Genomic DNA, 18,920 nt, shown 5'->3' with positions numbered 1-18,920 from the left:
GCCCCTCCACTTACCACCGACTCATCTCCTCGGAGTAGCGTCAGAGAGTGATCGACTTAGTTCGACTGGACAAAATCATCGCTTTACCCGAGTTCTCCGTAAACGCAGCAGCGTTACCAGGTGCCGGTGTAGGCCCATGAGTATGACTCGCCAGTTGAATGTTCATCTGCTGCACCAGGTCGAGCAAATCACACAGCACCTGCAGCACGTTCACTCCCTCGGATCCCAACCATGTCTTGGGCGCGCCCAGTCGCTGGCTGACCTCCGCAACGCTCTGGCGCAATCCCTGAATCCTTTCCTCCATGTCGCCACCCACCGTGGCGTTGTGCTTCTGCCCCACCACCAGGTTCAAGTCCCGCCCAGTCGCCTGATGCAAGTCATCCACCGCCGCCAGGCTTGCAGATCCGCCCGACAGCAGCTTGAGCGCGCCCAGGGCCTCAAGTGTCTTGATACCCCTAACCGACTCAGTTGAATGATCGTCCACAGTCCTGGTGTGGCTCTGGTACCGCTCGGTGCTGCCCATCGCCTCCACTTCCCGCTCGATCGCCTTGTCCAGGATCTTGCCGTCAGTCTGGCGCAGCCAGTTGCCGTCAGCGTCGACACGCTGCTGACAGGCTTCACTGTGCTGCCACACCTGGTCACCCTTCGGGACGCAGGGCATACTCAGGCCGTGGGGAAGAATGGTTTGAATATAGGGTTTGTTCGGCAGGCCGTAGGCAAAGCACACCACAACCTGGGTACCTTCCTCGGGGAACGCATAGATGCCCCTTTCCTCGCCACCGGTGGGCAGCGGCAACGGCACACCGGCCAGGATCGGCAGCTTGGCGTCTGGCTCGCCGTCGGGTCCCATGACCTCGATGTCGACCGCGTAGCGTGGCCGAAAGTCGTCACAGATCCCGACCCTGGCGGGCGCGTCGGCCACGGCGACAACCCGGGCAAAGCGTGGCGGGTGGTAACCACCGGTGAGTTCGGGGAGTTGTCGTCCTACGCTGCGGCGGTTTGCGTCGTCCATCGGATGGCCGTCTGGTTGTCGATGAGCGCCACACTGGTGATGCGCTCGCCGTGATTGATCGTTGCACCTGGTCGCAACCCGGGAAGGGCTGCAATCATCGCACTCTGGTTGCCCTGGTAGTCCTCGAACAGTTCCACCGGCAGCCGCAGCGGCGAGCGAACGTCAAAGAAGCTGTCGGCCCAACTGCCCACGAACACTTCCCCGCCATCCTGTTGCTGCCAGATGAAGTCGGGGATGTTGAAAACCCGGGCCAGGCTGTCCATCGCTTGATAGCCGGCAGCCAGGCTGTAGACGGCGCCTTGACGCTGGCATACGGCTATTCCGGGACGCGAAGGCTCAAAGCGGTGTTGCTGGCCGATCTTGACCAAGGTGGCGCGCAGGTGGACGTAGCTAACGTTCCAGATCGCCGGTTTTCCTAGTGTCTTCCTCTAAACCTTGAAAAGGTCCATTTCCCATCCCGAAAATTCACCTTCCGACTTTATGCCAAATTATGGGTGGCCAATAATTATGGCGTATCCATAAAACGGCATAACTGCATGAGCGCGATGGTTTTGCCTCCTGAACTTGCCGCATAAATGGCAAACCTGCTCTTCAAGCTCAGCATCCTGAGAAAACACGACAGACTCACATTCCCGTACCCAGAACCGAACGCTGCAGCAGCAACGAAACAACTATTTCCTCAGTTGCGCCCACCCCACCACCACGCTACCCTCCCCCTCGTCGCTGCCAATTCAGCGACCGGGCCTGATAACCCGGCAAGATGCAGGCGCAACAGCGCCCCACAACCACGATGTGCAGGCGTTTTTTACGCCCACCATTTCGTGCAATGGCGGCTGTGCGTGGGAGACCCTCGGGTCTGCCGGGTTCCTGTATCTCCGGTTTATCAGCCTGCGCACAGCTGCCACCCATTCGCCTGATAACGAACGTGGTAGCTCTCACTTGATACGGGAGTTTTACCGATGAGCGCTCCAAATCCGTCTGGCCTCACTACCCTCGGCGTTACCCCTTTTTCCTTTCATTCCGACCAGCCTTTGTTTCGCGTCAACAGCGGGGTTTCCCTGCCTGAAGCGCTGTCTCACGCCTCCAATTTGCTGCATGTCGCCAAGCTGCTGGCAGAGGACGCGGCGATGATTCGGGATACGGACCGCTACGCCTGGGCTTCGCACTATCTGCAAGAGATGAGCAAGGCAGTCATTGATGATGTGGTGAAGGTGTTGGAGTCGCCGGGCCATAATCTGTAGGTGTGTCAGGTTGTGGATGTGTTGGCTGGGCCATCGCCATCGCGGGCAAGCCCGGCTCCCACATTTGATCTTTGTTGTTTGTTTTAGAGTGCCTGGCTTGAAGCCGCCACCCAAAAAAACGCCCCGGGCCATCACGGCTCGGGGCGTTTTTCGTTCAGCCGTATCGCTTAGTGCCCAGCACTCTGCCCACCGTCCACGTGCAGAATTTCCCCGGTCACAAACCCAGCCGATTCCAGGTACACAATTGCCTGCGCAATATCCCGCGCTTCACCCATGTGCCCAACCGGATGCAGGCTGCCCAACGCCGCATGCGTCTCTTCGCCATGCATCGGGGTCTTGATAATCCCTGGGCTCACCGCGTTCACCCGAATCCCGCGCTTGGCGTATTCAATCGCCAGCGATTTGGTCGCTGAGTTCAGCCCGCCTTTGGTCAGCGACGCCAGCACCGACGGCACGCCGTCGATCGCGTGGTCCACCAGGCTGGTGGTGATGTTGACGATGTGCCCGGCGCCCTGTTTGAGCATTTCGGTAATCGCCAGTTGGGTGATGTAGAAGAACCCGTTCAGGTTCACGGCCAACACGTTCACGTAGTCTTCGTGGGTGTAGCTGGTGAACGGTTTGGCGACGAAGATCCCGGCGTTGTTGATCAGGCTGTCGATGCGGCCAAACCGCGCCACGCCTTCGCGGATGACGCGCTCGGCGGTGGCCGGGTCGGCGATGTCGCCGGCTACGGTAAGGATGTCTGGATCGGTCGACGGTTTGATCGACCGGGAGGTGGCAACCACACGGTAATCCAGCTCGCGGTAAGCCTTCACTGCAGCAGCGCCGAGGCCTTGGGATGCGCCGGTGATCACAACGACTTTTTTCGAATTGCTCATGATGAAACCTCTATATGAAAAATGGGATGGTTCAAGCAGCCGCGGCGGACATTTCCCGCAGCATCTGTTCGTAGTAACTGACTGATTGCGACCCGGAGACCAGCTGGCGGCCGTTGAGGACCATGGCCGGCACGGAGTTGATGCCGTGCTCGCGGTAGAACACTTCAAGCTCGCGCACTTCGTTGGCGTAGGCGGTAGAGCCCAGCACCTTGCGTGCGCCTTCAATGTCCAGCCCGGCCTCGGCGGCCAGACGCGCCAGGGTTTCGTGGTCGCTGACGTTCTGGCCATCGCTGAAATACCCACGCAACAGCGTCTTTTTCAGCTCGATCTGGCGCCCTTGCTGCAACGCCCAAAACAGCAACCGATGTGCGTCGAAGGTGTTGTAGAAGTGGCTGCGTTTTTCCAGGTCGAAGGTGAAGCCGATGGCCTCGCCGCGCTCCATCAGCATCCTTTTGCCGCTGGCGACTTCCTCGGCGCTGCGCCCGTATTTGCGCATCATGTGGGCGACGGCGTTTTCGCCTTCGGCCGGCATGTCGGGGTTGAGTTCGAAGGGTTTGAAGGTCAGCTCTACCTTCACTTCGCCCGCCAGGTTGTCGATGGCTTGCTCCAGGGCGGTGGCGCCCAGGGCGCACCACGGGCACACCACGTCGGAGATGAAGTCGACGGTGACGGGCGCGCTCATGACGGGTTTTCCGCGAGCTGTTTGCGGTACTGGGTGGTGGTGATGCCGGCATAACCCCAGTTATCGGTGTCGACTTCTTCGATGACGATGTGGGTCAGGTCGGGGCGTTTGTTGAGGACGCGCTCGAGGGTTTCGGTGATTTCGGCAATGACCTGGGCTTTCTGCTCCGAGGTAACGCCGTCGCGGGTTATACGTACGCTGACAAATGGCATGACAAGGCTCCAGTGACGTGCCCATCGGCATGATGGGCAGGCAGTGAGGCCAATTTATGAGGTTGCTTGAGGTGGATAAAGGTAGGGCGGAGTACTTCATTAGTGATGCTATGTAATCAATCGAGACGTCCGGTGCTGCGTTTTTTTACTGCTCCCTGGAATAACCGCCCTCCCCGCGCGTCTTGCCTACATGCTTAAGGCAGGCTGCAAACGCCTTGAGTGCTGGCCGATAACCCCTCACTTACGGACGTGCCCCACATGCTTAAATCCACATTCAAAACCCTGTTGCTGCCTACGCTGATGGCCGCCGCGATGCTCACCGGCCAGGCCTATGCCGCCACCCCGGCGCTGTCGGACACCACCGTGGTGCTGGTGCACGGCGCCTTTGCCGATGGCTCCAGCTGGAACAAGGTGATTCCGTTGTTGCAGGCCAAAGGCTTGAAGGTGGTGGCGGTGCAAAACCCGCTGACGTCCCTGGCCGATGATGTGGCCGCCGCCCAGCGGGTGATTGATGCCCAGAGTGGGCGAGTGGTTCTGGTGGGCCATTCGTGGGCCGGCAGTGTGATCACACAGGGCGGCACCAGCGACAAGGTCAAGGCACTGGTTTATGTGGCCGCGTTCGCGCCGTCCGAGGGCCAGAGTTCTGCCGAGTCCGAGAAAGGCTACCCAACCCCGCCGGGTATCGAGACCATCAGTGCCGACGCTTCCGGCTACCTGTATTTGCCCGCCGCGTCCGTGGCGAAAAACTTCGCCCAGGACTTGCCTGCCGACCAGGCCAACCTGATTGCCGTGACGCAGGGGCCGATTCTGGGCAAGGCGTTCGACGATAAAATCACGGTCGCCGCCTGGAAAACCAAACCCAACTATTACATCGTCGCCGCCAAGGACCGCATGATCGACCCGGGCCTGGAGCAGGCCTATGCGAAGAAAATCAATGCCACCACCACTGTGGTGCAAACCAGCCATGTGCCGATGCTGTCCCAGCCGCAAAAGGTCGCAGACGTGATCATCGCAGCCGCCAGCAAGCGCTGATCGCAGGCATAAAAAAACCCCGAACCAGTCGGGGTTTTTTATCGCCTGGAATCAGGCGCGACGCCGAATCAATTAGAAAACGTTGATCGGGTAGTCGGCGAACAGGCGGATTTCGTTACCGCCGACGTTGTAGTTGCTGGCGTTGTTGGAAACGCGCAACCACGACGCACGGGCACGCAGGCTCAGGTCTTTGGCCGGGCCGCTCTGTACCACGTATTTGAACTGGTTGAAGATTTCACGCTCGGTGCCACTGCCGCGGTTGGAACCGTCGTCAATGTTGGTGCCGCGCACGTAGGCGATGTTGTAGGTCAGGCCAGGCACGCCGAAGGCGCTGAAGTCCAGGCCGTAGCCTGCTTGCCAGGAGCGCTCGTCCTTGCCGTTGAAGTCAGACCAGTAGGAGTTGGCCAGCAGGATGGTGTTGCCACCGTCGCCGATGCCGCCTGCGTTGCGGTAGCCGCCGTACAGGTAACCGGTGTCACCGGTGCTGCGCTGGTGGGCCAGGGTGAAGCTGTGCGGGCCAACGGCCCATGTGGCGCCCAGGCTCCAGATTTTGTTGTCGCGAGCGTCGGCGTCACCTTGGTTTTCCAGGGCGAAGCTACGGTCGAGCTTGGTTTTGTAGCCGTTGAAGTCGAAGGTCAACGATTGTTTCTCTGGCAGGGCCAGCACGTAGTTGACGTTGACGTATTGCTTCTTCAGCACGTCCTGCATATTGGAAGCGTAGAGCGCTGCCGACAGGCTTTCGGTGAATTTGTAGCTACCGCCGATGTAGTCGATGCTTTTCAGCGCGCCACTGTCGGAACCCTCGGCGCTCTTGCGAGCTTCCTTGGTGAAGTGACCAGCGTCCAGTTGCAGGCCGGCGATTTCTTTGGAAACGATCGAAGTACCTTCGTAGGTTTCCGACAACAGACGGGAATTGTCGTACTGCAGGACCGGCACGGCTGGCATCTGCTGACCGTATTTGATTACGGTGTTGGAGATGCGTGCCTTGACGGCTGCGCCGCCCTTGGCCAGGTCATCGGCTGCTGCGCCGCTGTCGCCTTGCTTGAAGAAGTCGATACCGCCGGCGCCGCTGCGACCTTTACCACCATCCAGGCGAATGGCGTACTGGCCGATCACGTCCACACCCACACCGACGGTGCCTTGGGTGAAGCCGGATTCGAACTTGCCGATGAAGCCCTGGCCCCATTCGGCTTTGTCTTGCTTGCCGTTTTTGTAGTCGCGGCTGATGTACGCGTTGCGCGCCGCGATGTTCAGGTGGCTGTCTTCAACAAAACCCTTTGATTGGGATTGGTCGTCAGCCATTGCTTGCGTAGCGCTCAAAATCCCCAGAGCGATCAGCCCCATCCGTTGTTTCAACATTTTCTTATATTCCTTATTACTGGTTGAGTACGCGCTGTGACACCAGGCTCCGTGTTGCCTTTTCTGGTGTCGACTTTCCCAGATAAAAAAAGGCCCGCGGACGACGTGATATGCCGCGGGCCTTTTTTTATTGGGGAAGTCATGGCGGTTAGCCACAGGCGTTGGGGCGAATCCTATCCGCGCCCTTTACTGTGTGTCAATTTCGTGAATCTTCTGTATTTAGGCTAAAAAAGTCTAAGAAACATTAGATAGCCATCATCGTGCGAGGCTCTATCCAGCACTTCTCGGATCGTCACACCCTTGCAAGCCACACATTGGTGCACTCGATTGGGTGGTTTGAATCGAAATTGCGACTGTTTGTCTCAGCCAAACCGCGAAGGCTTCAGGCTTGCCCAACCAGGGGCTGATATCGAGCAACTGCAACTGGCCGTCCTGCTCCAGGGCCAACGTAGGAAAGCCCTGGCCGCCGATTTTTGCCAACCATTGGCGGCTGTCCTTGATGTGAGCGAGCGTTTCTGCACCCAGGGTTTCATCGAAAGCGGCCTCAAACGCCTGGGGATCCAAACCGATAGATTCGGCCAGACTCACCAGCACGTCGTTATCGGCGATTCGGCGACCTTCGACGTAGTGCGCCGTTTGCAAACGCGCCAGCAACTCCAGGCCGCGACCGGCGATTTTTTCGGCGGCAAGTACGGCGCTGATCGGCGGGGCCGAGTCGAACACCGCGCTATGGTCACGTAACAGGCCCTCGAAATACGCCTCGCCAAACGGTTGCCCGGTGTATTCGGCGATGCGCCGGTCGTGCGGCATTACGTAATCACGCAACTGCGGCGAGACGGATTGGCGATTGGCCCCGGTCATCATGCCGCCGCCATGCAACTGGATCGGCACTACAGCCTGGGCAGCGTTAAGCAGCGGCTCGGCGCCGTAACACCAGCCGCACAGCGGGTCGTAAATGTAGTGAAGCGTGGCTGCCGACATGACGGGCTCCGATGGACGTTGATGCCCGGCAGATTAGTCTTACCCACAATTGGGAAAAACCCCGGATCAGCTTTCAGACTGTTTCGGGAATCGGTCGAATACCCCTGAAAAACATACGCCGTAACAGTTTTCAGAAAGGTAGGTTTAGGAATAGATAACCTGCGCAAATAGTAAGCATTACCATTAGCGCACTTTTATCCTCCCAACCTTTTTGGATACACACCCCGATGCCTGCCCTGCGCCTGACGCCCATAACCCTTGGGCTTTCTGTACTGCTGTCTGCCGGTTTTGCCTGCGCGGCCACCGTTCTGCCGGAAACGTCCGTGAGCGCCGAAGCGGACGAAGACGACCCGCGCGTCAAGGAAACCAGCACCGCTACCCGCACGGCCACGCCCGTGCGCTATGTGCCCCAGGCCATCGACTCGGTGAAAACCGACAGCCTGCGTTCCTACGGCACCAATGACCTGGGCCAGGCCTTGAGCGGCGTGCCCAACGTCAGCAGCGGCGCCGACACGCGGTTCGACAGCCTGCGCATTCGCGGTTTCGACGCCAGCAACGACTTCTATCTGGACGGCATCCGCGACGACAGCCAATACGTGCGCGACCTGCACAACATCGAACGCATCGACGTGCTCAAAGGCCCGGCGGCCGTGTTGTACGGGCGCGGCGGCCAGGGCGGCATCGTCAACCGGGTAAGCAAGCTGCCCCAGGCCGGTCGCGCCTCCAGCATCGAGGCCCAGGGCGGCAGCAATGATTTGCGCAGCCTGTATGCCGACCTCAGCACCGACCCCACCGACAACATCAGCCTGCGCCTGAACATGGGCAACCAGGACAACAACAGCTTCCGTGACGGCGTCAGCGGCAATCGCCAACTGTTTGCGCCGTCCATGAGCTGGCAACTGACCCCTGACCTGAACTGGCTGGTGCAATACGAATACAGCCGCTACAACCGCACGCCGGACCGTGGCATTCCCGGGGTCAACGGGCGCCCGGCGGATGTCAGCCGCAGCACCACTTATGGTGACAAGCGCGATTACATCGACGACAAGTCCCAGTCCCTGCGCTCCCGGCTTGCCTATGAGTTGAACGACAGTTGGCAACTGCGCCATACGCTGGGCGTGTTCACCCTCGACAGCGACTTCGATAACACCTACGCCGTCAGCTACGACCCCAAAACCAACAAGGTCGGGCGCCAGCGCTGGCAGCAGGACTTGACCACACGCAACATCCTCAACAACGTCGAACTGGAAGGCGGCTTCAGCACTTTTGGCCTGGAGCATCGCTTGCTGACCGGAGTGGAGTTGGGCAACCAGCGCCGTGACCCGAAACTCTATCGAGCTCCGCTCGCCGCTGTGCCAAGCGTGGATGTGTACAACCCCAACCCGGGCTTGCGCCACTACGGTCGCCTGCCGGCATTCAGCAGCAGTCACACCGAAGTGCAAAGCCAGGGCGTGTATGTGCAGGACCAATTGCGCCTGAACGATCAATGGCAACTGCTCGCCGGTTTGCGCTATGACCGCTTTGATGTCGAGTCCACCAACCAACTGACCAACGCCTCGGAACAGGTCGTGAGCCACAGCACCAGCCCGCGCGTGGGCCTGGTCTGGACGCCGCTGGAACACCATTCGTTCTATGCCTCGTGGAGCAAGACCTTCTCCCCGACCGGCGGCGGCCTGATCGGCATCACGCCCAACGCGGCGGGCAACGCCAACGACCTGAGCCCGGAGCTGACCAAACAGAAGGAAATCGGGGTCAAGAGCGACTGGCTCGACGACCGCCTGAGCACCACGCTGGCGGTGTACGAACTGGAACTCTACAACCGCCGCACCCGTGACCCGCTGGACCCGACCATCACCTTGCTCAGCGGCGAGCAGCGCTCCCGTGGCGTGGAGTTGACCGCTGCCGGCAAGATCGTCGGCAACTGGTATGTACGCGGTGGCGTCGGCCTGCAGGACGCCACGGTGGTGAAGGACAACAATGGTTTTGAGGGCAAGCGCATCAGCGATGTGGCCAAGCGCAATGCGAGCCTGTTCGTCACCTGGAAACCGGAGATGGGCTGGTACGCGGAAACCGGGTTGACGCTGGTGGGTGATCGTTATGCGGATAACGCCAACACCGTGGTGTTACCGGGTTATGGCCGCTGGGATGCACTGGCCGGGTTCCGGCAGAAGGAATGGGATGTAAGGGCGGCGCTGAACAATATCAACGACAAGACGTACTACGCGTCAGCGACGAGTGCAGCGCAGATTCAGTTCGGCGACCCCCGCACTCTGGTAGTGACCGGAACCTACAGTTTCTAACAAGCTTCCGTGGCGAGGGAGCTTGCTCCCGCTGGGGTGCGAAGCGCCCCCAAAATAGGCGACTGTGTTTTTTCAGATAGAACTCGATGATCTGTTTTGGGGCTGCTGCGCACCCCAACGGGAGCAAGCTCCCTCGCCACAAGGTCCAGTGCAACATTGAAAAACAACCGTCAGTCTTTCATCAACTCACACAACGCCTGCACCTCATCCTCGCTGAACAGCCCCGCCGGGTACCGTTCGCTCATCACCCGGCGCGGGTCGGGCGTCCTGATCTGCCTCGAACCGTTTGCCTTCAACCAGAGCGCCAGCGCATGGATCGCGTCACCGTTCACCCGCAAAGGGTGGAACGTACGCGTGTACATCAGGTTGATATCGGCATTCATTTCAGCGCTCTCTCCGACGGCTTGAGCGGCTAACTTACTCAAGGTTTATGACAGAACCGCTTAGTCATACACCCTGCTCTGTGTCCCAACAGCGATACAAGAGCTATGCCAATGTGCCCGGTTTGTCGGCACATGGTCACAAAAAGCCCACGAACCTGACGGGCCGTGGGCTTGCTGTGAGCGCCCAAACTGCGGCGCGCCCGATTGCCGCTCAACCGGGCATCAGGCTGTTACAAGTGCACTCAGTTTTTGTGCGGTGCCGGCTGTTGCTGGGTCAGGCAGTGGATGTTGCCGCCCCCCAGTAACAGTTCGCGGCCAGGCACCATCACCACTTCGTGCTGCGGGAACAGGTTCTGCAGAATCTCCTTGGCGCGGCTGTCCAGCGGGTCGTCGAAGCTCGGCGCGATGATGCCACCGTTGACGATCAGAAAGTTGACGTAGGAACCGGCCAACCGCACGGTGGGGTTGCGCTCCTGGGTGCCGTCGACCGGATCCACGCCGGCGCATTCTTCCTCGGTGGCGTACAGCGGCCCCGGGATCGGCATTTTATGCACTGTGAACGAGCGGCCCTGGGCGTCGGTGCTGCTTTGCAGTACGTCCATGGCGGCATGGCAGCGTGCGTAGTTCGGGTCTTGCGGGTCATCGGTCCAGGCCAGCAGTACTTCACCCGGGCGCACGTAGCAGCAGAAGTTATCCACATGCCCGTCGGTTTCGTCGTTGAACAGGCCGTCCGGCAGCCAGATGATCTTATCCACAGCCAGATTGGCACTGAGCACCGCTTCGATTTCCTCGCGGCCGAGGTGCGGATTGCGATTGCGGTTGAGCAGGCATTCTTCGGTGGTGATCAGGGTGCCTTCGCCGTCGACGTGAATCGAGCCGCCTTCCAGCACAAACCCTTCGGTGCGATAACGCGGGCTGCGCTCGATCTCAAGGATCTTGCCGCCCACCTGGGAATCGCGATTCCACGGCGAATACAGGCCACCATCAAAGCCGCCCCAGGCGTTGAAGTCCCAGTTCACGCCACGCACTTCGCCGCTGTTGTTGATCACGAAGGTCGGCCCGGTGTCGCGCACCCAGGCGTCGTCGCTGGACATTTCCACCAGGCGGATATTCGGCACGTCGAGGCGCGCGCGGGCGTTCTCATACTGGCCGGCCGATACCGCCACGGTCACCGGTTCAAAACGTGCGATGGCCTTGGCCACCGCCACGTGAGCGGCCTGCGCCGGCTTACCGCCCAGGCGCCAGTTGTCCGGGCGCTCGGGCCAGATCATCCAGGTTTGGGTCTGTGGCGCCCATTCGGCAGGCATGTAGAAGCCGTCGGCGCGGGGGGTGCTGTGCAAAGTGGTCATGGCGATTCAGGACTCCAGGGAACCGTCGAGGGTTTTAAGCGCACCATACAGGTTCGGACGGCGGTCGCGGAACGAACCCCAGGCGCTGCGGATGTGTTCAAGTTCATCAAGGTCGAAGCGGTGCACCAGGATGCCCTCTTCGGTTTCGTTGAGCTCTTCTACTTTCTCGCCGTATTGGTTGGCGATGAAGGACGAGCCATAGAAGGTGATGTCGTAGCCGTCCTGCGCTTCGTTGCCGATGCGATTGCTGGCGACCAGCGGCATCAGGTTGGCACCGGCATGGCCTTGTTGCACTCGCTGCCAGTGGTCGCGGGACGAAATGCTCTTGTCGTGGGGCTCGCTGCCGATGGCGGTCGGGTAGAACAGGATTTGCGCGCCTTGCAGCGCCATGCTGCGGGCGGCTTCCGGGAACCACTGGTCCCAACAGATGCCCACGCCGATCTTCGCGTAGCGGGTATTCCATACCTTGAAGCCGGTATCACCGGGGTTGAAGTAATACTTTTCATGGTAGCCCGGGCCGTCCGGGATGTGGCTTTTCCGATAAATCCCGAGGTTGGAGCCGTCGGCGTCGATGATCGCGATGCTATTGAAACGCGCGCGGCCCGCCCGTTCGTAGAAGCTGATGGGCAGCACCACTTGCAGTTCCCGGGCTATGTTCTGGAAGTGCTTGATCGCAACGTTGTCTTCAACCGTGGTCGCCAGTTGCAGGTAGTCCGGGTTCGGCTTCTGGCAGAAGTACGGGGCCTCGAACAGCTCCTGGATCAGGATGATCTGCGCGCCCCTGGCAGCCGCCTCGCGCACCAGCCTTTCAGCGGTTTCAAGATTGGCTTCAAGATCCCAGGAACAGGCCATCTGGGTCGCGGCAACGGTAACGATACGGCTCATGAATCATCTCCTCGGCGGCGGGCAAGTGGGTGCCTTTATAACGGATAAAAATCGGCTTTTGAAGCTAATAGTTATCCGCCAATCGAAAAATGATCATATTTTACCGATAACAATCGAGTTTATTGTTACAGCCCTTCCTCCAACACCTTCGCCAGCATGTCGACGAAGAAATCCACGCTGCGCCGGGAAGTGACCATCGGCGGCTTGATCTTGAGGATGTTCAGATAGTCGCCGGTGGGTTGCATGAAGACTCCCAGTTCCCGCAGCCGATCGCACAGCCGCGCGGTCTCCTCAGTGGCCGGCTCCAGGGTCTGCCGGTCGCGGACCAGTTCCAGCCCCAGATAGAACCCGGAACCATGCACCGCGCCCACCAATGGATACTGTTCGACCAGCGCTTCCAACCGTGCCTTGAAGTGCCCGCCCACCACCTGGGCGTTTTCCCACAGCTTTTCTTCCTCCATCACGTCCAGCACCGCCATGCCGATGCGGCAACTCACGGGGCTGCCGCCGGACGACGAAAAGAAGTAACCCTCGGCCTCCAGCGCCTCGGCAATTTCCCGGCGGGTGATCACCGCGCCCAACGGCTGGCCGTTGCCCATGCCCTTGGCCATGGTGATGATGTCCGGCACTACGCCCTGCTCTTCAAAGCCCCAGAAGAAATGGCCCATGCGGCCGTAACCCACCTGCACTTCATCGGCGATGCACACGCCACCCCGCTCCCGAACCAGGGCGTACACCTGCTGCAAATAGCCCGGCGGTAAGGAAATCCCGCCGGCATTGCCGTACACCGGCTCACAAATGAAGCCCGCCAACTGGCGGTTCTGCGCGGCGATTTTCGCCAGGTTGTGTTCCACGCTGCGTACATAGTCGGGCGCACTGTCCTGCCCGCGGAACTCGCCACGATAGGTGTTCGGCGCGGTCACCGGGTGCACCCAGTCCGGGCGACTGCTCAGGGCCTGAGGGTTGTCGGCGATCGAGGTCGACACCGCATCCGCCGCCACCGACCAGCCGTGGTAGGCCTCCAGCACGCTGAGCATGTCGCGCCCGCCGCTGTAGGCCCAGGCCAGGCGGATTGCCAGGTCATTGGCTTCGGTGCCGCTGTTGACCAGGAACACCCGGTCCATGGAATCCGGCGCCAGCGCCAGCAGACGCTCGGAAAATTCGGCAATCGCCGCATAGTGAAAGCGCGAGTTGGTGTTGAGCAACGACCATTGCCGCGCTGCCACCTGGGCCATGCGCGGGTGACCGTGGCCGAGCACCGCGACGTTGTTGAGCATGTCGAGGTAGGAACGGCCCTGCATGTCGATCAGGTGATTGCGCCAGCCGCGCTCGATGCGCGGCGGGTCGACGTAATAGTGCTTCTGCGAACGGGCGAAACTGGCGTCGCGGCGGGCCAGCAGGTCCTCGGGGTCCAACTCCGGCTCGGCGTCGCAGGCCAGCCCCAGCAGGGTGGCCGGGGACGGGCACAACGCTTGCCAGGCCGGCGCCCGGGACGGCGTGCAGAACAACGGCGGCTCAAGCTCGGCGCGGCACAGTTGCACCGTCAGCGGGCCGACAACCTCGCCGAGCACTTGGCCCTTTACCACCGCCGCGCCGTGCTGCAACAAGGCGTTCACTCCCCACAACCGAACGCTCAACTGCGCACTGTGCAGGCACAGCAGGCCGTCGGCGGCGTAACGCAAGGTGCCGGCAAACGGTGCCTCCACCGTGGCGCCCAAGGGCATGTGCAGCTCTACGTGAAGCGGGAAGGTGTCCGGTTCGACGTCGCTGTCCGGCTGGGTGCGGGACAGCCGATATTGGCCATAACGACTCGCGGCCAGCCCATGCACCAGGGCCGCCTCCTCTAGAAGCCGTCGATCAATACCTTCCTGCTGCCAATTCCCCGCCTCGAAATGCGGGCTGAGCACGCCCAGGTCGATCAGCGCGAACTCACGTCCAACCAGCCCCGGCAGCAACGGCGCAAACCCTTCGCCGACAATCGGCGGCAACTGGGCACCGACACTCCTCAGGATCGCCGCCTCCATCAGCTCAAAGGGCACCGATGTCGCCACGTCGAAAATTTCCCACTCATGCTCGGCGTTCTTCAGCAGGTAGGCGTTATCCGGGTCCAGGCCCTGCTGCTGTTCACTGCTCAGCACCAACACCGCAGCCCGCGCGACGATCAGCGGCCACAGCGCCTGCAGCTCTTCGTGCTGCAACGGGGTAATCGCGTGGCATGCCTGGATCGCCGGCAGGATGGCGAACGGATCACCCTCGGCATGGTGCAGCAGTGCCGCACAGGTCACCGACAGGTCGGCAATGCGCCAGGTGCGCACCAGGTCGCCGAAATCGATCACACCCTGCACCTGCCAATGCCGCTGGGCGTCGCGCTGCCAGACCACGTTGTCATCGGTGATGTCCATGTGCACGGCCTGCCACGGCAGGTGATCGGCCAAAGGCCGCACACGGCGTTCCACCTGCTCGGCCACTTGCTCCAGCGCAGCCCGCTGGGGGAGGTTCTCGAGGGTCGAGAGCAGATGGTTGATCAGCTCAAGGGCATGACGCGGGTCCCATTGCAGGGTGCGTTCCAGGCCCGGATGCTCGAAACCGGCCAGCGCCAGGCTCATCCGCCCGCACAGTTCACCGAAACCTGCGATCACCTCGCGGCCCAGATGAGGCAGGTGAGTGAGCGGCTGGCCGTCGATGTAGTCCAGTAACCGCAGGTGCACGGTGTGCCCCGCGACGGTTTCGGTCAGCAGTTCTTCGCCGTTAAGGGACGTGATCACCTTGGGGACCCGCACGTCCGAATGTTCCTGCAAGTGCTTGAGGGCGGCGTGCTGGGCCTGCAACTCGACGGCGGCATAGTCGCCCCGGCAGATTTTCAGCACAAAGCGGCCTCGGTCACTGTCGATGCGGTAATTGAGGTCTTGCTGGCTGCCGAGGGACTGCAACGCCCCGCCGAGGCCGTAATGCTGCTCCAGTAGTTGCGCCGCAGGCTCCGGCCCTACTTGCGGGCATGGCAGACTGGCGCGATGAATCAACGTGGCGAGCAACATGTGACGACCCCTGGTGTTTTTATCAGGCGCTTATATCGCCATTGTTGACGGGGGTTACGCAACCCCTGCGAATGCAGTGTTTCGGCACGCAAATTGCCCTCGCCCCTTGCACCACCTCGCTCCACAACTCAAGCTATGCTCCATTTGCTTAATGTCCGACTAAGGAAAAGGCCTCCGACATGCGCATTCTTATTACCGGCGGCGCCGGATTTATCGGCTCCGCCCTGGTCCGGCACCTGATTCAAAACACCGGGCACGAAGTGCTCAACCTCGACAAACTGACGTACGCCGGCAACCTTGAGTCGCTGACCAGCATCGCGACCAATAGCCGCTATGAGTTCGTCCAGGCCGACATCATCGACCAGGCCACCGTCAGTGCCGTGCTGGCGCGCTTTGAGCCGCACGCGATCATGCACCTGGCGGCCGAGTCCCACGTGGACCGGTCCATCGACGGCCCGTCGGATTTTATCCAGACCAATATCGTCGGCACCTACAGCCTGCTGGAGGCCGCACGCGCCTATTGGCAGACGCTCGAAGAGCCGGCCAAAAGCGCCTTCCGCTTCCACCACATTTCCACCGATGAAGTGTACGGCGACCTGCACGGCGTCGATGACCTGTTCACCGAAACCACACCTTACGCGCCGAGCTCGCCGTACTCCGCCAGCAAGGCCGCGTCCGATCATCTGGTGCGCGCATGGCAGCGCACTTATGGCCTGCCGGTGCTGCTGACCAACTGCTCGAACAACTACGGGCCGTTCCACTTCCCAGAGAAGCTGATCCCGCTGGTGATCCTCAACGCACTGGCGGGTAAACCCCTGCCGGTGTATGGCGATGGCCTGCAAGTGCGCGACTGGCTGTTCGTCGAAGACCACGCCCGCGCGCTGTTCAAAGTGGTGACTGAAGGTGTGGTGGGCGAGACCTACAACATCGGCGGCCACAACGAGCAGAAGAATATCGACGTGGTGCGCAGCATCTGCGGCCTGCTGGAAGAGCTGGCGCCACAGCGCCCGGCGGGCGTCGAAAAATTCACCGACCTGATCACCTTCGTCAAGGATCGCCCGGGCCACGACCAGCGCTACGCGATCGATGCCAGCAAGATCGAGCGCGAACTGGGCTGGGTGCCCGAGGAAACCTTTGAAACCGGCCTGCGCAAAACCGTGCAGTGGTACCTCGATAACCTGGAATGGTGCCGCAGGGTGCAGGACGGCAGTTATCAGGGCGAACGACTGGGCAACACTGACATGAAGGATCTGATCGCATGATGAAGGGAATCGTATTGGCCGGTGGCTCCGGCACCCGTTTGCACCCCATTACCCTGGGCGTCTCCAAGCAATTGTTGCCGGTGTATGACAAACCGATGATCTACTACCCGATCTCGGTGTTGATGCTGGCCGGAATCAAGGAAATCCTGGTGATCTCCACGCCGGTGGATTTGCCGCAGTACCGCAATCTGCTGGGTGATGGCAGCCAGTTTGGCGTGCGCTTCACCTATGCCGAACAACCGTCGCCGGATGGTTTGGCACAAGCGTTTTTGATTGGTGAAGAGTTCATCGGTGATGATCCGGTGTGCCTGATCCTGGGCGACAACATCTTCCACGGCCAACACTTCGGCGACCAACTGCGTACGGCCGCTGAGCGCCCATCCGGTGCCACCGTCTTCGGCTACTGGGTCAAGGACCCGGAGCGTTTCGGCGTGATCGATTTCGACGCTCAAGGCCGAGCCTTGTCCATCGAAGAAAAACCGGCCAAGCCAAAATCCAGCTATGCGGTGACCGGCCTGTATTTCTACGACAACGACGTGATCAAGATCGCCAAGGCGGTCAAGCCATCACCACGTGGCGAACTGGAGATCACCGACGTCAACAACGCCTACCTCAAGCGTGGCGACCTGCATGTGGAACGTTTTGGCCGGGGTTTCGCCTGGCTCGACACCGGTACCCACGACAGCCTGCTGGAAGCCTCGACGTACGTGCAGACCATCGAGCACCGCCAGGGGTTGAAAGTGGCGTGCCTGGAAGAAATCGCCTACGAAAACGGCTGGATTGACCGCGACCATTTGCTGGAACGGGCCAAATACTTTGGCAAAACCGGCTATGGTCAATACTTGTTCACTCTCGCTGGGGAAACTAAATGAATGTAATCGCCACTGAGCTTCCCGGTGTCTTGATCATCGAACCGAAGGTTTTTGGCGATGAACGCGGTTTTTTTTATGAGAGTTTCAACGCCCGGGATTTCGCCCAGGCGACCGGCTTGCAACAAGATTTTGTGCAGGACAACCACTCGCGCTCGCAAAAAGGTGTGCTGCGTGGCCTGCACTATCAGGTACAGCACGCCCAGGGCAAACTGGTGCGTGTAACCGCCGGTGAAGTGCTGGACGTGGCGGTGGATATCCGCCACAGCTCACCGCACTTCGGCAAATGGGCGAGCGTGCGCTTGTCTGCCGAGAATCATCGCCAGTTGTGGATTCCACCGGGATTTGCCCATGGTTTTGTGGTGCTCAGCGACTACGCCGAATTCCTCTATAAAACCACCGACTACTACACACCCTCAGCCGAACGATGCATTCGCTGGGACGATTCAGAGCTCAACATCGACTGGCAACTGACCGGCACGCCAACCTTGTCCGCCAAGGACCAAAACGGTAAAAGCCTGAAAGAAGCCGACCTGTTCCCATGAGCGCCCCGTTGAAGATCCTCATCAGCGGCCAGCACGGCCAGGTCTCCCGGGAGCTGCAACAGCGCCTCCAGGGCCTGGGCGAGTTGATCGTGCTGGGCCGCGATCAGCTTGACCTGACGCATCCCGAGCAAATCCGCCAGCAAGTGCGCGCCCATAGCCCGGGCTTGATCATCAACGCCGCCGCCCACACCGCCGTCGATCAAGCCGAGAGCGAGCCGGACGTGGCCTTCGCCATCAACGCCACGGCCCCCGGCGTCTTCGCCGAGGAAGCCACGGCGCTGGGCATTCCGTTGATCCACTACTCCACCGACTACGTGTTCGACGGCAGCAAGGCCGCACCCTACAACGAGGACGATGCCACCCACCCGCTGGGCGTCTACGGTGCGAGCAAGCTGGCAGGCGAACAGGCGATCGCAGCCGTCGGCGGTGAGCACCTGATTCTGCGCACCAGTTGGGTCTACTCGACCCACGGCAAGAACTTCCTGCTGACCATGCAACGCCTGCTGCAGGAAAAACCGCAGATGCGCATCGTTGCCGACCAGATCGGTGCACCGACCTGGGCCGGCACCATCGCCAACAGTACACGCGCGCTGATCGAACACTGGCAAGCGGGCCAGGCCGGGGCTTGGGGCATCTACCACCTGACCGCCCAGGGCGAGACCTCCTGGTTCGGCTTTGCCCAGGCCATTGGTGAGCAATTGCGCATCGAAGGCAAGGCGTGCGCCGAACTGGAGGCGATCCCTTCCAGCGCCTATCCAACGCCCGCCAAGCGCCCGCTGAACTCGCGCCTGGATTGCAGCCGCCTGCAACAACAGTGGCACGTCTCGCAGCCGCAATGGCACGACGCATTGCGCGAGTGTCTTGCCGAGCAGGCGTAGGCATAATGCGCCTGTAC

The 18,920-nt window shown here is 60.7% G+C and carries 17 protein-coding genes and 1 pseudogene; 7 read left to right on the top strand and 11 right to left on the bottom strand.

Annotation, left to right across the window (positions count from 1 at the left end):
* Positions 1 to 40: 40 nt before the first annotated feature.
* Both JFV30_RS30490 and JFV30_RS30485 read right to left on the bottom strand, forming a co-directional pair.
* Complete coding sequence (locus JFV30_RS30490; RefSeq protein WP_201125907.1) at positions 41 to 1,012, bottom strand: phage baseplate assembly protein V; 972 nt, start codon at positions 1,010 to 1,012, stop codon at positions 41 to 43.
* Positions 985 to 1,302: pseudogene (locus JFV30_RS30485) on the bottom strand (hypothetical protein); the annotation flags it as partial. The gene JFV30_RS30490 and the pseudogene JFV30_RS30485, both read right to left, overlap by 28 nt.
* 669 nt (positions 1,303 to 1,971) lie before the next feature.
* Between JFV30_RS30485 and JFV30_RS30480 the strand changes: the two are divergent.
* Positions 1,972 to 2,253 carry a DUF3077 domain-containing protein gene (locus JFV30_RS30480; RefSeq protein WP_201125906.1) on the top strand — a complete coding sequence of 94 codons (282 nt, stop codon included), beginning with the start codon at positions 1,972 to 1,974 and terminating at the stop codon, positions 2,251 to 2,253.
* Positions 2,254 to 2,420: 167 nt separating this feature from the next.
* Here the strand turns inward: JFV30_RS30480 and JFV30_RS30475 are convergent, their stop codons facing one another.
* From JFV30_RS30475 to JFV30_RS30465, 3 genes are read right to left on the bottom strand one after another with little or no spacing between them, the layout of a single operon-like run.
* Entirely contained in the window at positions 2,421 to 3,131 is a 711-nt protein-coding gene (locus JFV30_RS30475; RefSeq protein WP_003218108.1) for an SDR family NAD(P)-dependent oxidoreductase, read from the bottom strand.
* A gap of 31 nt (positions 3,132 to 3,162) precedes the next feature.
* Positions 3,163 to 3,813, bottom strand: a complete 651-nt coding sequence (locus JFV30_RS30470) for a DsbA family oxidoreductase (protein ID WP_201125905.1) — start codon at positions 3,811 to 3,813, stop codon at positions 3,163 to 3,165.
* Entirely contained in the window at positions 3,810 to 4,025 is a 216-nt protein-coding gene (locus tag JFV30_RS30465) for a tautomerase family protein (RefSeq protein ID WP_003218111.1), read from the bottom strand. The genes JFV30_RS30470 and JFV30_RS30465 overlap by 4 nt, the downstream gene beginning before the upstream one ends.
* Before the next feature lie 258 nt (positions 4,026 to 4,283).
* Here JFV30_RS30465 and JFV30_RS30460 point away from each other — a divergent pair, with 258 nt between their 5' ends.
* Positions 4,284 to 5,057 carry an alpha/beta fold hydrolase gene (locus JFV30_RS30460; protein WP_177028481.1) on the top strand — a complete coding sequence of 258 codons (774 nt, stop codon included), beginning with the start codon at positions 4,284 to 4,286 and terminating at the stop codon, positions 5,055 to 5,057.
* Between the two features lie 72 nt (positions 5,058 to 5,129).
* Here JFV30_RS30460 and JFV30_RS30455 read toward each other — a convergent pair whose 3' ends face one another.
* Complete coding sequence (locus JFV30_RS30455; protein WP_010169002.1) at positions 5,130 to 6,416, bottom strand: OprD family porin; 1,287 nt, start codon at positions 6,414 to 6,416, stop codon at positions 5,130 to 5,132.
* 270 nt (positions 6,417 to 6,686) lie between these two features.
* Entirely contained in the window at positions 6,687 to 7,397 is a 711-nt protein-coding gene (locus JFV30_RS30450) for a DsbA family protein (protein ID WP_201125904.1), read from the bottom strand.
* Between the two features lie 227 nt (positions 7,398 to 7,624).
* On the opposite strand from JFV30_RS30450, the gene JFV30_RS30445 reads away from it, so the two are divergent.
* On the top strand, positions 7,625 to 9,697 hold the full coding sequence (locus JFV30_RS30445; protein ID WP_201125903.1) for a TonB-dependent receptor: 2,073 nt from the start codon (positions 7,625 to 7,627) through the stop codon (positions 9,695 to 9,697).
* A 170-nt stretch (positions 9,698 to 9,867) separates the two neighbouring features.
* Here JFV30_RS30445 and JFV30_RS30440 read toward each other — a convergent pair whose 3' ends face one another.
* From JFV30_RS30440 to JFV30_RS30425, 4 genes are all read right to left on the bottom strand, one after another.
* Positions 9,868 to 10,080 (bottom strand): hypothetical protein, encoded by a 213-nt coding sequence (locus JFV30_RS30440; RefSeq protein WP_010168987.1) that lies wholly within the window; start codon positions 10,078 to 10,080, stop codon positions 9,868 to 9,870.
* 242 nt (positions 10,081 to 10,322) lie between these two features.
* The gene (aguA, locus tag JFV30_RS30435) at positions 10,323 to 11,429 is read right to left on the bottom strand and encodes an agmatine deiminase (RefSeq protein WP_169386619.1); all 1,107 of its coding nucleotides are present in this window, start codon (positions 11,427 to 11,429) and stop codon (positions 10,323 to 10,325) included.
* Between the two features lie 6 nt (positions 11,430 to 11,435).
* Complete coding sequence (gene aguB / locus JFV30_RS30430; RefSeq protein ID WP_010168983.1) at positions 11,436 to 12,314, bottom strand: N-carbamoylputrescine amidase; 879 nt, start codon at positions 12,312 to 12,314, stop codon at positions 11,436 to 11,438.
* 125 nt (positions 12,315 to 12,439) lie between these two features.
* Positions 12,440 to 15,349: an aminotransferase gene (locus JFV30_RS30425; RefSeq protein WP_201125902.1), complete on the bottom strand. Its 2,910-nt coding sequence runs from the start codon at positions 15,347 to 15,349 to the stop codon at positions 12,440 to 12,442.
* Between the two features lie 179 nt (positions 15,350 to 15,528).
* Here JFV30_RS30425 and rfbB point away from each other — a divergent pair, with 179 nt between their 5' ends.
* From rfbB to rfbD, 4 genes are read left to right on the top strand one after another with little or no spacing between them, the layout of a single operon-like run.
* A complete protein-coding gene (gene rfbB / locus JFV30_RS30420) occupies positions 15,529 to 16,611 on the top strand; it encodes a dTDP-glucose 4,6-dehydratase (RefSeq protein ID WP_201125901.1) in 1,083 nt (360 codons plus the stop codon).
* The gene (gene rfbA, locus JFV30_RS30415; protein ID WP_201125900.1) at positions 16,608 to 17,483 is read left to right on the top strand and encodes a glucose-1-phosphate thymidylyltransferase RfbA; all 876 of its coding nucleotides are present in this window, start codon (positions 16,608 to 16,610) and stop codon (positions 17,481 to 17,483) included. Before rfbB ends, rfbA begins: the two co-directional genes overlap by 4 nt.
* The gene (rfbC, locus tag JFV30_RS30410) at positions 17,480 to 18,025 is read left to right on the top strand and encodes a dTDP-4-dehydrorhamnose 3,5-epimerase (protein ID WP_201125899.1); all 546 of its coding nucleotides are present in this window, start codon (positions 17,480 to 17,482) and stop codon (positions 18,023 to 18,025) included. Before rfbA ends, rfbC begins: the two co-directional genes overlap by 4 nt.
* Positions 18,022 to 18,903 (top strand): dTDP-4-dehydrorhamnose reductase, encoded by an 882-nt coding sequence (rfbD, locus tag JFV30_RS30405; RefSeq protein ID WP_201125898.1) that lies wholly within the window; start codon positions 18,022 to 18,024, stop codon positions 18,901 to 18,903. Before rfbC ends, rfbD begins: the two co-directional genes overlap by 4 nt.
* The last annotated feature ends 17 nt before the right edge of the window (positions 18,904 to 18,920 follow it).

The sequence above is a fragment of the Pseudomonas sp. TH32 genome (assembly GCF_016650855.1).
Classification (GTDB): domain Bacteria; phylum Pseudomonadota; class Gammaproteobacteria; order Pseudomonadales; family Pseudomonadaceae; genus Aquipseudomonas.
This window is presented reverse-complemented; position numbering and strand designations above follow the sequence as displayed.

What these genes read in the sequence shown, in the direction of transcription:
- JFV30_RS30425 (WP_201125902.1), bottom strand. Translation starts at nt 15,349, where the DNA reads ATGTTGCTCGCCACGTTGATTCATCGCGCCAGTCTGCCATGCCCGCAA.
- JFV30_RS30455 (WP_010169002.1), bottom strand. Translation starts at nt 6,416, where the DNA reads ATGTTGAAACAACGGATGGGGCTGATCGCTCTGGGGATTTTGAGCGCT.
- JFV30_RS30460 (WP_177028481.1), top strand. Translation starts at nt 4,284, where the DNA reads ATGCTTAAATCCACATTCAAAACCCTGTTGCTGCCTACGCTGATGGCC.
- JFV30_RS30470 (WP_201125905.1), bottom strand. Translation starts at nt 3,813, where the DNA reads ATGAGCGCGCCCGTCACCGTCGACTTCATCTCCGACGTGGTGTGCCCG.
- rfbC (WP_201125899.1), top strand. Translation starts at nt 17,480, where the DNA reads ATGAATGTAATCGCCACTGAGCTTCCCGGTGTCTTGATCATCGAACCG.
- JFV30_RS30450 (WP_201125904.1), bottom strand. Translation starts at nt 7,397, where the DNA reads ATGTCGGCAGCCACGCTTCACTACATTTACGACCCGCTGTGCGGCTGG.
- JFV30_RS30445 (WP_201125903.1), top strand. Translation starts at nt 7,625, where the DNA reads ATGCCTGCCCTGCGCCTGACGCCCATAACCCTTGGGCTTTCTGTACTG.
- aguB (WP_010168983.1), bottom strand. Translation starts at nt 12,314, where the DNA reads ATGAGCCGTATCGTTACCGTTGCCGCGACCCAGATGGCCTGTTCCTGG.
- aguA (WP_169386619.1), bottom strand. Translation starts at nt 11,429, where the DNA reads ATGACCACTTTGCACAGCACCCCCCGCGCCGACGGCTTCTACATGCCT.
- JFV30_RS30465 (WP_003218111.1), bottom strand. Translation starts at nt 4,025, where the DNA reads ATGCCATTTGTCAGCGTACGTATAACCCGCGACGGCGTTACCTCGGAG.
- JFV30_RS30475 (WP_003218108.1), bottom strand. Translation starts at nt 3,131, where the DNA reads ATGAGCAATTCGAAAAAAGTCGTTGTGATCACCGGCGCATCCCAAGGC.
- JFV30_RS30490 (WP_201125907.1), bottom strand. Translation starts at nt 1,012, where the DNA reads ATGGACGACGCAAACCGCCGCAGCGTAGGACGACAACTCCCCGAACTC.
- rfbA (WP_201125900.1), top strand. Translation starts at nt 16,608, where the DNA reads ATGATGAAGGGAATCGTATTGGCCGGTGGCTCCGGCACCCGTTTGCAC.
- JFV30_RS30480 (WP_201125906.1), top strand. Translation starts at nt 1,972, where the DNA reads ATGAGCGCTCCAAATCCGTCTGGCCTCACTACCCTCGGCGTTACCCCT.
- JFV30_RS30440 (WP_010168987.1), bottom strand. Translation starts at nt 10,080, where the DNA reads ATGAATGCCGATATCAACCTGATGTACACGCGTACGTTCCACCCTTTG.
- rfbD (WP_201125898.1), top strand. Translation starts at nt 18,022, where the DNA reads ATGAGCGCCCCGTTGAAGATCCTCATCAGCGGCCAGCACGGCCAGGTC.
- rfbB (WP_201125901.1), top strand. Translation starts at nt 15,529, where the DNA reads ATGCGCATTCTTATTACCGGCGGCGCCGGATTTATCGGCTCCGCCCTG.